The organism is Thermodesulfobacteriota bacterium, assembly GCA_040758155.1.
Lineage (GTDB): Bacteria > Desulfobacterota > Deferrimicrobia > Deferrimicrobiales > Deferrimicrobiaceae > UBA2219.
Genome location: JBFLWB010000210.1, coordinates 1 through 10,363, shown reverse-complemented (window position 1 = coordinate 10,363; position 10,363 = coordinate 1). Strand labels below are relative to the sequence as shown.

15 protein-coding genes are annotated in these 10,363 nt (G+C 68.1%); 9 read left to right on the top strand and 6 right to left on the bottom strand.

Annotated elements, in window-relative coordinates; genetic code table 11:
- Positions 1-59: 59 nt before the first annotated feature.
- Positions 60-380: a hypothetical protein gene (locus tag AB1346_14345; protein MEW6721623.1), complete on the bottom strand. Its 321-nt coding sequence runs from the start codon at positions 378-380 to the stop codon at positions 60-62.
- A gap of 246 nt (positions 381-626) precedes the next feature.
- Here AB1346_14345 and AB1346_14340 point away from each other — a divergent pair, with 246 nt between their 5' ends.
- Both AB1346_14340 and AB1346_14335 read left to right on the top strand, forming a co-directional pair.
- Positions 627-1,049, top strand: a complete 423-nt coding sequence (locus tag AB1346_14340) for a hypothetical protein (GenBank protein MEW6721622.1) — start codon at positions 627-629, stop codon at positions 1,047-1,049.
- A gap of 71 nt (positions 1,050-1,120) precedes the next feature.
- A complete protein-coding gene (locus AB1346_14335; GenBank protein ID MEW6721621.1) occupies positions 1,121-2,005 on the top strand; it encodes a DUF3426 domain-containing protein in 885 nt (294 codons plus the stop codon).
- Here the strand turns inward: AB1346_14335 and AB1346_14330 are convergent.
- The gene (locus AB1346_14330) at positions 1,917-3,248 is read right to left on the bottom strand and encodes a hypothetical protein (GenBank protein MEW6721620.1); all 1,332 of its coding nucleotides are present in this window, start codon (positions 3,246-3,248) and stop codon (positions 1,917-1,919) included. The two genes, AB1346_14335 and AB1346_14330, sit on opposite strands and share 89 nt — an antisense overlap.
- A gap of 39 nt (positions 3,249-3,287) precedes the next feature.
- Between AB1346_14330 and AB1346_14325 the strand changes: the two genes are divergently transcribed.
- Positions 3,288-3,830, top strand: a complete 543-nt coding sequence (locus AB1346_14325) for an O-acetyl-ADP-ribose deacetylase (GenBank protein MEW6721619.1) — start codon at positions 3,288-3,290, stop codon at positions 3,828-3,830.
- Between the two features lie 4 nt (positions 3,831-3,834).
- Here AB1346_14325 and AB1346_14320 read toward each other — a convergent pair whose 3' ends face one another.
- Both AB1346_14320 and AB1346_14315 read right to left on the bottom strand, forming a co-directional pair.
- A complete protein-coding gene (locus tag AB1346_14320; protein MEW6721618.1) occupies positions 3,835-4,371 on the bottom strand; it encodes an adenylyl-sulfate kinase in 537 nt (178 codons plus the stop codon).
- A complete protein-coding gene (locus tag AB1346_14315) occupies positions 4,361-5,449 on the bottom strand; it encodes a phosphotransferase (GenBank protein ID MEW6721617.1) in 1,089 nt (362 codons plus the stop codon). The genes AB1346_14320 and AB1346_14315 overlap by 11 nt, the downstream gene beginning before the upstream one ends.
- Before the next feature lie 107 nt (positions 5,450-5,556).
- Between AB1346_14315 and AB1346_14310 the strand changes: the two genes are divergently transcribed.
- Both AB1346_14310 and AB1346_14305 read left to right on the top strand, forming a co-directional pair.
- On the top strand, positions 5,557-5,778 hold the full coding sequence (locus AB1346_14310; GenBank protein ID MEW6721616.1) for a heavy-metal-associated domain-containing protein: 222 nt from the start codon (positions 5,557-5,559) through the stop codon (positions 5,776-5,778).
- A gap of 9 nt (positions 5,779-5,787) precedes the next feature.
- Positions 5,788-6,198: a bacteriohemerythrin gene (locus AB1346_14305; GenBank protein ID MEW6721615.1), complete on the top strand. Its 411-nt coding sequence runs from the start codon at positions 5,788-5,790 to the stop codon at positions 6,196-6,198.
- A gap of 13 nt (positions 6,199-6,211) precedes the next feature.
- Here the strand turns inward: AB1346_14305 and AB1346_14300 are convergent, their stop codons facing one another.
- Positions 6,212-7,030: an NAD(P)-dependent oxidoreductase gene (locus AB1346_14300; protein ID MEW6721614.1), complete on the bottom strand. Its 819-nt coding sequence runs from the start codon at positions 7,028-7,030 to the stop codon at positions 6,212-6,214.
- 85 nt (positions 7,031-7,115) lie between these two features.
- Between AB1346_14300 and ybaK the strand changes: the two genes are divergently transcribed.
- Positions 7,116-7,598, top strand: coding sequence for a Cys-tRNA(Pro) deacylase (gene ybaK / locus AB1346_14295; GenBank protein MEW6721613.1), 483 nt, complete (start codon positions 7,116-7,118; stop codon positions 7,596-7,598).
- A gap of 13 nt (positions 7,599-7,611) precedes the next feature.
- Here ybaK and AB1346_14290 read toward each other — a convergent pair whose 3' ends face one another.
- Positions 7,612-7,809 carry a hypothetical protein gene (locus AB1346_14290; GenBank protein ID MEW6721612.1) on the bottom strand — a complete coding sequence of 66 codons (198 nt, stop codon included), beginning with the start codon at positions 7,807-7,809 and terminating at the stop codon, positions 7,612-7,614.
- 147 nt (positions 7,810-7,956) lie between these two features.
- Between AB1346_14290 and chrA the strand changes: the two genes are divergently transcribed.
- The 3 genes from chrA to AB1346_14275 all read left to right on the top strand — a co-directional run.
- Positions 7,957-9,123 carry a chromate efflux transporter gene (chrA, locus tag AB1346_14285; protein ID MEW6721611.1) on the top strand — a complete coding sequence of 389 codons (1,167 nt, stop codon included), beginning with the start codon at positions 7,957-7,959 and terminating at the stop codon, positions 9,121-9,123.
- Between the two features lie 20 nt (positions 9,124-9,143).
- Complete coding sequence (locus AB1346_14280) at positions 9,144-9,722, top strand: stage II sporulation protein M (GenBank protein MEW6721610.1); 579 nt, start codon at positions 9,144-9,146, stop codon at positions 9,720-9,722.
- Positions 9,723-9,753: 31 nt separating this feature from the next.
- Positions 9,754-10,363: NAAT family transporter (locus tag AB1346_14275; protein MEW6721609.1), on the top strand; the 610-nt coding region annotated here is incomplete at its 3' end.

Below are 10,363 nucleotides of genomic sequence, written 5' to 3'. Positions count from 1 at the left end.
GTGAGATCCGCGGCGGCGGCGGCCGTGACTTCAGAGGCGGCCGCGGCGGCCGTTAACGTTCAGGGTTTCGTTGCTTCTTCCACCGGGCCCGGCGGGGTTTCGGCGACCGCGGGCCCGGCCATCCCTCTCTCATAGTCGATCTGGAACAGCTTCAGCGACCGGGCCTTGCCTTCCTCCACCTCGGCGGGGGCGATCGTCGGCTCAATATACTGCGGACTCGCCGGCTGTTCGACCTTCAGGGGAGTGATGATGGGAAGCCGGACCGATACCGGATCCTTCGGACCCGGCCGCTCGGCCGTGCGCGGCGTCGCGCAGCCGCAAAGAAGCGCGGCCCCGAGGAAGAACACCGCGAAACGGAACCATCCGTTGCCAGCGTTCATGGCGCCTCCTTTTCCCGGGTGCCGCCTGTTCCGCCTATCATTATAGACCTCCCTCCAGTTCAAATCCGTATTCCCGGATTACGACGATGCAATATATCCGGAAGTTTCAGCGGTTACCGCTAACAGGGATCGCTGACGACTGCGTCGTTAATCCTTCGATATCCATGCAGAACATGGCGTGTGAAAAACCGGGGGCACGCGCCATGCATTGATTCGAGGCGACACTTTCGGGAAAGGAGGATCCGCATGAATCCTCGAACCAGGGCGATGGTCATACTCCTGATCGCGGGGGCGGTCCTCCTCATCACCGCGATGCCCGCCGCGGCCTACCCCGACCGGAACGAATGGGACCGCGTGTCCCGCTGGATCCACGATACGAAGGAAGCCGCGCCCGGGGAGAGCTATCTCGAACTCAACGCGTACTTCATCGCCCCCTGCAACGTGAATTTTTCCTCCGGAGCCCTGGCCACGCCTCCGCCTGCGCCCGGAGCCGCGGCCGATGACGGCTTCACCCGGCTCTCCTCCATGCTCGACAGGGGGATCCGCCTGATGCTGAGACTGGTGTCCGCCCATGCCGTCACGGCCCCCGTTCCCGGCGCCGCCTTCCTCCTCGGCGCCGGGGGCCTCTGCCTGTTCGGCCTCCGCAGAAGGGACCGCTCCCAGGCGTAACCCCAGCCGATCCGCAGACTCCCGCGGGAAAAAGTGATCGGCCTGGTGCTGAACCGCGTGATAATGGTTGAATGACCAGGATCGTCGGCTGCGGCTCCTGCGGGGCCCACTTCCGCCTGAATGAAGAGCTGCTCAAGGGCGCGAAGGGAGCGCGGATCCGGTGCCGGAAATGCGGCGGCGCGATCGAGTTCCGGATCGGGGAAACCGCGCCGGAGCCGGTGCCCGCGCCGGAGCCCGCGCCCGCGCTTGCGGCATTGCCGGAGCCCCTTCCGGAACCGGAGCGCGGCGACGATTCGGTCGACAGCGTGTACGAGCATATCCGCCGGCTGTACCCGCCTCCCGCGGCGCCGCCACCGCCTCCCGAAGAACCGCCATTGATCCCGCTGGAGCCGGTCTTCGCGCCACAGGGATTTCCCGCCCGCAAGCGCGGTCTCCGGGTTCCGATCCTCGCCGGCGCCGCGGCGTTCCTCGGGATCGCCCTCGGGGCCGGTTTCCTTCTGCCGAGGGAACCGCATTCCTCCCGGCTGCCCGCCCCCGCCGCCCCGGCGGCCGTTTCGTCGCGGCCGGCGGTAGGACCCTACACGATGTGGGAAAAGAAGGGTTACCTTTCCCCGAGCGGGAAGTATTTCGTGGTTTCCGGGCGCGTCACGAACTCAGGCGGCGTCACGAGCGCGGGAATCCGCGTTCGCGCGGTGCTGAGAGACATCGATAACAACGTGCTCGCGGAAAAGGAGTCGTACGCCGGGAACATGATCGGGCAGGATCGGCTTCCAGGAATGTCGCGGGAGGAGATCGAGGAGCGGCTCGGCAACCGGAACGGCGACATGGACTCGAACCGGGCGATCCCTCCGCGGGAAACGCTGCCGTTCATGATCGTCGTGTTCGATCTTCCCCGCTCGGTCGGTTCCTTCTCCGTCGAAGCGACGGATGCTCCAGCGCCTCTTCGCGCCCCCTGATCTTTCCCTCCAGCGCCGCCTCGCGGATCGCCTGCAACGCTTCCTCCCTCTCCGGCCCCTCCGGAAATCCCATTCGTTGCAAATCGTTTCCGTCAATAAAATAAGGTGTTTTTGAGCAAAGCCTAATGAATCGCTTCAGGTCTTTTCCGCGGACGCCGTCGCATGCGGCCGCCGCGCGGTAAAGGGCGATGAACACGTCGGGATCCTCTTGCCGACGAAGGATCTGCTCGGTCCTCGCCAGCGGGTGCCGCATCGTTTCCGTGCGCCTCAGGGCGCGCAGGTCCGACGCCGCGGAAAGGACCCGGCGGACGTTCGGGAGCCGCAGGCGGCGCGCGGCCGCCTCGGCTTCCCCGAAGTCCAGGTCGAGCAGGAGGTTCGCCAAAAGGAGCGTCGGCGGGACAGGCCCGCGGACGGACCGCGCCAGGGAGGCGAACCGGCAGCGGGCGCGAGCGGTCCCGAGCCGGCGCCGCGCAAGCTCCGGCAGCAGGGCGCGCAGGATGCCGGATCGGCAAAGATCGTCGAGCGTCCCGGCGGGGTCCGCCTGCAGGGAGCGGACGAGCTCGCCCGCGAGCCGCTCCGCGGAAACGGCCGGGAGGAGGGAGGGGGCCAGCGAACGGATGGCGCGCCACGTCCCCGGGTCGATCCGGTAACCCTTCCGCTCGTTCTTCATACGGATCGCGCGCAGCGCCCGCACCGGGTCTTCCCGCAGGCGGTCGCCGGGCGCCCCCACGCAGCGGATCGTCCATCCCGTCAGGTCGGCGATGCCGTCGAACGGGTCGATCAGCTCGCCGGCGAGCCGGTTCCCGCGCGGGAGAAGCACGTACAGAAGGCTGTTGATCGTGAAGTCCCTGCGCGACGCGTCGGCCAGCGCGGAGGCGAAGGGCACCCGCACCGTCGATCCGACCGCGCCGCGCGCCGTCGCGACGTCGACGTAGCGCCCGCTCCAGCGGGTCGCGACGCGGTAGACGGGAAAATGCCTCCCGGCGGGAACCACCTTGCGGATCCCGAGCCGCATCCGGGAAAGGGCGTCCAGCGCCTCGCCGAGCTCTCCATGGGACAGGCCGGAGACCATCACGTCGACGTCGGCCCCCGGCTTCCCGTCGGCGATGTCCCGGAGGAACCCGCCGGCGAGGAAGGCCGCCCCTCCCGCATCGGAAACGGATCGCGTGAGCCGGCGAAGGAAGCGGCTCAAAGGGCGGTCGCGGCGCAGCGCTGCGGCGACCGCCCGCTCGGCCCGGTTCATCGGTTTCCCCTCCGTTCCTTCGGGCGTATAATGGGCGCCATGGTGAAGCGCATAGGCGGCAAGACCATCGAGCTGGTCCTCGGCGACATCGTCCGGCAGAACGTCGAGGCGATCGTCAACGCCGCGAACCCGTCGCTGCTGGGCGGCGGCGGAGTGGACGGCGCGATCCACCGCGCCGGGGGGCCGTCGATCCTCGAGGAGTGCCAGAACATCCGCAACGTGCGCGGCGAATGTCCTCCGGGGGATGCGGTCTTCACTTCCGGCGGCCGCCTTCCGGCGCGGTACGTGATCCACGCCGTGGGCCCCGTCTGGCAGGGCGGGTCGCGCGGAGAGTCCGAGCTGCTGGCGTCCTGCTACCGGAGCGCCCTCCGCATCGCCACGAAGCTGGGGCTGCGCTCCGTGGCCTTCCCGTCGATCAGCACCGGGATCTACGGCTACCCGACGGGCGAGGCGGCTACGGTCGCCCTCCTCGCCGTGTCGTCCTTCCTCGCGTCGGAGCCGGCGGCGCCCGAGGTCGTGCGCTTCGTCCTCTACGACTCCCTCACCTATATGACCTACGCCGGAGCCCTCGACTCCCTGTAGTTGATCAGATGTAACCCTTCTCCTCGAGCGCTCCCAGGATCCGCGCGGCGGAAGTCCCCGGCGCGTCCCGTTCGCCGTCCACCGTCACCTCGGGGCTCAGCGGCTCCTCGTACGGCGCGGAGATCCCCGGGACGTTGGGCGCCGTCCCTTCCGTCCCGCGGCGGTAGATCGTCTTCGGGTCGCGCATGCAGCAGACCTCCAGCGGGCAGCGCACGTACACTTCGAGGAACCGCGGGATAACCGTGCGGGCCCGGTCCCGGTAGCTCCGGAGGTTCGCGGTGGCGTCGACGATCACGGGGACGCCGTGCTCCGTCAGGACTCGGGCCGTGAATCCGAGCGCCGCGTAGAAGATGTCCCGCTCCGCCGTCCCATATGTGGCCTTCGGCGTGATCTCCCGGCGCACGGCGTCGGATTCGAGGACGCGGACATGCACGCCCCTCGCGGCGAGCAGGGCGACGAGCTCCCGGGCGATGGTGGACTTCCCCGAGGCGGGAAGCCCCGTCAGCCACACGGCGAAAGCCGGCTTCCCCTCAGAGCCCACGGAGCATCTCGTTGACCCGCTTCGGATCGAAGCGGGCGGCGTGGAGGACGGCGATCGTGAAGGAGAAGAGCTTCCTGCGCACGTCCTCGTCGAGGGAGGGGTACCAGACGGGGGACGCCATCACGAGGCAGCGGAACGCGAAGAAGGGGGGCGCCGCCTCGAGCACCTCCTCGTCGCCGGTGCGGCAGACGTAGCGGTCCCAGAAACGGAGGAACATCGATTCGAAGGGGCCCGCGAGCCGTCCGTGCGCCTGCAGCGAGGCGAACAGGTAATTGCCCGTGAGCGCGGTGACGTCGTCCGCCGGCTCCCCCCATTCCCCCCGCGAACGGTCGAGCACGGTGAAGTCGGTCCCGTCGCGGAAGAGGATGTTGAAGGGGTGGAAGTCGCCGTGGACCTGCCGGAGCCGGTGGGAGAGCCCCTTCAGTCGCCACCGCCAGGCGACGCAGCGCCGCTCGATCTCCTCGAGGAGGGCGGGGGTGATGAAGCCGTGGCGCGGCGGGTAGCTGTCGGCCAGTCCCATGATGCACTCGCCGTGGCCGACCAGCTCGCGGATCCGGCGGACGTACAGGCCGGGGTCCTCTCCCTTCACCGCGTGGATCTCCGAGAGGTAGTCGCACAGCGCGTCCGCCCGGTCCCGGTCCAGCTCCCGGAACTCGGCGCCGCCCTGGAGCCGCGCGACGTCGTGGATGTAGCCCGTGCCTTCCGCGTGCTCGACCAGCAGGAAGAACTCCTCGGCGCCGCGGACGGACCGCATCTTCCCGTCTCCGTCCAGCGTCCCGACGTCGAGGGCCCGCGCGTGGCGCGGGAGGGAGTTGTACGCGCCGTAGTCCCAGAGAAGCATCTGGGCGCGGTCCGACATGTGCTCGTGGCCGAAGGGGCCGGGGCTGGTCGTCGCGAGGACGGCGGCGCGCGGGGCGCCTCCCACGGTGAATTCGACCTTCACCGGCTTGCCGTACCCGTATTCCTTGGCCGCTCCCGCCGGCTGCTCCCCCAGGGGGACGATCGCCGTGACGCGGGCCTCCCCGCCGAACCGTTCGGAGAGATACCGTTCCAATGACTCCTTCCTGATCCGATGCATCGGGGCGCGGCCTCCTGTTTCGATTCTACCGCGCCCGGGCGACGGCGGGGAGCGGACAGATGCGCGCGGGGTTATAATGGGTAAAAACCGGTCGGAGGTACGGGAACTTGGAGCGGCTGACGTTGGAGATCGGCGGGATGACGTGCCGGCACTGTGCGGCGGCGGTGAAGAAAGCGCTCGAGGCGGTTCCCGGGGTGGGGCGGGCCGATGTGACGCTCGATCCGCCGCGGGCGGGCGTCGAATACGACCCGGCAAGGGCGACGGCGGAAGCCATGGCGAAAGCCGTGGAGGCGGAAGGGTATCGCGCCGCCCCCGCGGCCGGGGAATAAGGAGCGGCCATGTACGACTGGACGGAGGATCTTTCGGTCGGTGTGGAGACGATCGACTCCCAGCACCGGGAGATCTTCCGGGTCTTCAACACGCTGTTGCGCGGCGCGGAGGCGGCGTCGCCGTCGGAGGCCCCCTGGGTGCTGGGCTTCCTCGAGGATTACGTGGTGAACCATTTCGGGCTGGAGGAGCTCTACATGCGGCGCTACTCCTATCCCGGCTACCTGCAGCACAAGAACGAGCACGTCTCGTTCATCGAAAAGTTCTACGACCTCCGCGACGAATTCGACGCTACGGGCTCCAACCCGGAGAACGCCGACCGCCTGGGGCGTTTCCTCGGCGCCTGGCTGGTGAACCACATCGGGAGATCGGACCGGGCGCTCGGCGAATTCATCCGCCGGAGGGACGGGAAGCCCGAGTAAGACCCCAAAAGGACTAGCCGAGGAAGAAATCGGGGAGCAGCGGCTGTCCCGGCTCCACGGCGTATCGCGAGAAATCGGTCACGCCTTCCGCCGCGAGCAGCTCCTCGTCGATGAAGAAATTGCCCGTGCAGGAGCGGCAGTCCCGCGTGAGGATCGCGTGGGCCGCATCGGCGACGATCCGGGGCGTCCGGCAGTTGCGCGTCTCCAGCCCCGGGATCATGGCGAGCGCCGCCGTGGCGATCGCCGTCTTCGGCCAGAGGGCGTTCACCGCCACTCCCGCCTCCCGGAACTCTTCGGCCATCCCGAGAACGCAGAGCGACATCCCCATCTTCGACATCGTATAGGCGCAGTGGTTCCGGTACCACTTCGGGTCGAGGGAGGGCGGCGGGCTCAGGTTGAGGATGTGCGGGTCGACGCCCCGCAGGAGGAAGGGGAGCAGCGCCTGCGAGGCGGCGAAGGTCCCGCGCACGTTCACCCCGAACATCAGGTCGAACCGCTTCATCGGGGTTTCCCGCGTCCCCGTGAGGGAGATCGCGCTGGCGTTGTTCACGAGGATGTCGATCCCGCCGAACTTCTCCGCGCCCTTCGCGGCCGCCGCGGCGATCTGCTCCTCGAAGCGGATGTCGACCTTCAGCGGAAGCGCCTTCCCGCCGGCCTCCTCGATCTCCCGCGCGGCGGTGAAGATCGTCCCGGGCAGCTTCGGAGAGGGCTCGTCCGTCTTCGCCGCCAGGATGATGTTCGCCCCGTCTTCCGCCGCCCTTAGAGCGATTTCCTTGCCGATCCCACGGCTCGCGCCGGTGATGAACAGCGTCTTTCCTTTCAGAGTGGCCATCGGCTCCCTTGCCTTCCGTTTTTGTTCCGACTAACTTATTCCGCGATGCGACGACGGTCAACGGCGAACGGCGGGGAGGCGTCCGATGAGCAGGGAGAAGATGCCCGTCACGGCGGCGATCCGCGTCCTGCGGGCGGCGGGAGTCGCCTACACGGAGCACCCGTACGCCTACGAGGAGAAGGGCGGGACGGCGGTCTGCGCGCGGGAGCTGGGCGTCGACGAGCATGCCGTGATCAAGACGCTCGTGATGGAGGACGACCGGAAAAAGCCGCTGGTCGTCCTGATGCACGGGGACCGGCAGGTGTCCACGCAGAAGCTCGCACGCGCGATCGGCGCCCGGTCCGTCGCCCCTTGCGCGCCCGAATCGGCGAACCGGCATTCGGGATACATGGTCGGCGGGACCTCGCCGTTCGGCGTCCGGCATCCCATGCCGGTCTACATGGAGGAAACCATCCTCGAACTGGAGAAGATCTACATCAACGGGGGACGGAAAGGATTTCTCGTGGGGATGGATCCGCGGGACGCGGCGCGGATCCTCTCGCCGGTGCCGGTGCGGGTCGCCGTCTGACGGCGCTTCGTTTTTAAGCGAAGACCTCTTCTTCCAGAATGATCCGGGCCTGGTCCTCGGGGGACATGGAGTATACCTGCCCGGCGAGCTTCATGAGTCCTGTGATGTTCGAGGCGTTGCGGGACCGGTTCCTTCGCTCCTGGATCGTTCCGATCGGGATCCTGGCTTCCGTCTGTTGATCGATCCGGTATACCCTGTAGACCTTCCCCATTCGGCCGCCCCCCTTCCCCGGAAATGCAGGATTTCCCTGTACTTATTCATCTGAGTATGAAATGGATTCATTCCGCGATCAACGGGAAAAATGCGGCGGCGCAAAAAAAAATGGGAAAATCCGGACCATCGGGTAACCTTATTAGCCATGTCCGCCCCGTCCGATCGCGTACCCGCCCTGCGGCTGTTCCTGTCGTTCCTCGTGCTGGGAACGACGTCGTTCGGCGGCCCGGCCATGATCGCGCACATCAAGGACCTTTCCTTGCGGCGCAATCGTTGGCTGTCCGAGGAATCGTTCCGCGACGGCGTCGCGCTCTGCCAGTCCGTGCCCGGCGCCACGGCGATGCAGATGTCGGCGTACGTCGGCCTGCGGGCGGGAGGGCTGCGGGGCGCGGCGGCCTCGTACATCGGGTTCGGGACGCCGGCCTTCCTGCTGATGCTCACGCTCTCCGCGTTCTACACCGGCTCGCGGGAAATGCCTGTGGCGGTCTCCCTGTTCCGGGGGCTCCAGGTGCTGGTGGTGGCGATCCTGGCCCACGCGACGTTCGTCTTCGGGCGGGACATCGCGAAGAGGCCGTGGGACCTGCTGTTCGCCCCCGCTTCCGCCGCCTGCTTCGCCGCGGGGGTCAGCCCCTTCCTGGTCGTCATCGGGGCGGGGATCGTCGGGATCGTCGCGTTCCGCGGGTCGCCTGCGGTTTCGCCGTCCGGCGCGGGAGGGGAGGCGGAGCGGGTGCCGCGCGCGCTCTTCCTCTTCGCCGCCCTCGTCCTTGCGGGGGTCGCCGCCCTGCGATTCCTGGACGGAAAGCTCTTCTCCCTGGCGGCGCTCATGCTGCGGATCGACCTCTTCGCGTTCGGGGGAGGGTTCGCGGCCCTTCCGCTCATGTTCCACGAGATCGTGAACGTGAGAGGATGGATGAGCGGCCCGACGTTCATGGACGGGATCGCCCTCGGGCAGGTCACGCCGGGGCCGATCGTCATCACATCCACTTTCGTCGGATACATGGTGCGCGGGGTTCCGGGAGCCGTGGCGGCCACCGCGGCGATCTTCACCCCCTCGTTCATCGTCCTGGCCGCGGCGGTTCCCTTCCTGGAACGGATGAAGCGGTCGCGGCATTACGCCGGGGCGACGCGCGGGATCCTCGGCTCCTTCGTGGGGCTGCTTTTCTACATGACGGTCCGGTTCGCATGGGCCGTCCCCTGGGACGCCGTCAAGGCGCTGTTCGCCGCCGCCGCGCTTGTCGCGCTCTTCCGGAAAGCGGGGATCCTCTACGTTGTGCTCGCGGGCGCCCTTCTTTCCGTTCTCATTTTCCGCTGACTCCGGTATTGTTGGGAGCCATGTCCCTCCGGCATTTCACCGAGCGGCTTATCCCCGATCGGACCGTCCGTCGCTGCCTGACGGTCCTGGCGGCGCTGTTCGCGGCGGCGCTCCCCGCGGGCTACATCGTGCGGATCGCGGAGCTGGAGGCGCTGGGGAAGGCGCTCGGCGACCTGAGCGGGCCGTACCGCGACATGGCCGGCGGCTCGCTGTTCCTGCTGGTCCTCGCGAACAACGTCTTCGCCTCCCTGCTGCTGCTGATCTTCGGGCTCCTCGCGGGGGTCGTCCCGGTGCTTTCCGTGGCGTTCAACGGCTTCCTCCTCGGGCTGGTCTACCGTCTCCTCGCCGGGACGATGGGGCATGCGCAGGCGGCGCAGCGGCTGCTTCCCCCCGCGATCTTCGAGGTCCCCGCGCTGCTCGTCACCGCGGCCTTCGGCCTGTGGCTCGGGATCGGGGCGGTCCGGCGGTTCCGGGGCAGGGAGGCTCCCACGCTGGGAGAGCAGATGCGGCACGCCGTCGAGAGGTATTTCGCCATCGTGTTCCCGCTGCTGATCGCCGCCGCCTGCATCGAGACCTTCCTCGCGATCAAGGGCCCCTAAGGGAGAGAACGGCCCGGAGTTATAATTAAGCATGCTTCCGTGGACGACGTACCTGAAGATCTTCACGGCCCTCCTCGCGATCGTCGATCCGATCGGCGCCGTCCCGATCTTCATCGGAATGACCGATCAGCAGGGGCGCAGGGAGCGGTACCGGACCGCGTCCGTCGCGGCGGTAACGACGGCGGCGGTCCTTGCGGGATCCTGCGTCTTCGGCGATGCCGTCCTGCGCCTGTTCGGCATCACCCTTGCGTCGTTCCGGGTGGGCGGGGGAATCCTCCTCCTCCTGATGGCGATCGCCATGTTCCACGCGGAGTACAGCCGGAGCCGACAGACCCCGGAAGAGGCGGTGGAGGCGGAGAAGCGGGTCGGGGGGATGGGCGTGGTGCCGCTGGCGATCCCGCTCCTCTCGGGGCCGGGCGCCATCAGCACGATGATCATCTACACAGCGCAGGGGGAGGGGCCGGCGCACATCGCGGTCATGATGGGCGGGTCCGTGCTGCTGGCGGCGATCGTCTGGCTGTCGCTGCTGCTGGCCATCCCGATCGGCTCGCGGCTGGGGCAGACCGGCATCAACATCGTGCGGCGGATCCTGAGCCTGCTGCTGGCCGCCATCGCGGTCGAGTTCATCGCCGGGGGGATCG

Bases quoted from the DNA above. Each gene is read 5' to 3' on its own strand.
- AB1346_14305 (MEW6721615.1), top strand. From the start codon at position 5,788: ATGTACGACTGGACGGAGGATCTTTCGGTCGGTGTGGAGACGATCGAC.
- AB1346_14300 (MEW6721614.1), bottom strand. From the start codon at position 7,030: ATGGCCACTCTGAAAGGAAAGACGCTGTTCATCACCGGCGCGAGCCGT.
- ybaK (MEW6721613.1), top strand. From the start codon at position 7,116: ATGAGCAGGGAGAAGATGCCCGTCACGGCGGCGATCCGCGTCCTGCGG.
- AB1346_14280 (MEW6721610.1), top strand. From the start codon at position 9,144: ATGTCCCTCCGGCATTTCACCGAGCGGCTTATCCCCGATCGGACCGTC.
- AB1346_14345 (MEW6721623.1), bottom strand. From the start codon at position 380: ATGAACGCTGGCAACGGATGGTTCCGTTTCGCGGTGTTCTTCCTCGGG.
- AB1346_14335 (MEW6721621.1), top strand. From the start codon at position 1,121: ATGACCAGGATCGTCGGCTGCGGCTCCTGCGGGGCCCACTTCCGCCTG.
- AB1346_14330 (MEW6721620.1), bottom strand. From the start codon at position 3,248: ATGAACCGGGCCGAGCGGGCGGTCGCCGCAGCGCTGCGCCGCGACCGC.
- chrA (MEW6721611.1), top strand. From the start codon at position 7,957: ATGTCCGCCCCGTCCGATCGCGTACCCGCCCTGCGGCTGTTCCTGTCG.
- AB1346_14315 (MEW6721617.1), bottom strand. From the start codon at position 5,449: ATGCATCGGATCAGGAAGGAGTCATTGGAACGGTATCTCTCCGAACGG.
- AB1346_14325 (MEW6721619.1), top strand. From the start codon at position 3,288: ATGGTGAAGCGCATAGGCGGCAAGACCATCGAGCTGGTCCTCGGCGAC.
- AB1346_14340 (MEW6721622.1), top strand. From the start codon at position 627: ATGAATCCTCGAACCAGGGCGATGGTCATACTCCTGATCGCGGGGGCG.
- AB1346_14290 (MEW6721612.1), bottom strand. From the start codon at position 7,809: ATGGGGAAGGTCTACAGGGTATACCGGATCGATCAACAGACGGAAGCC.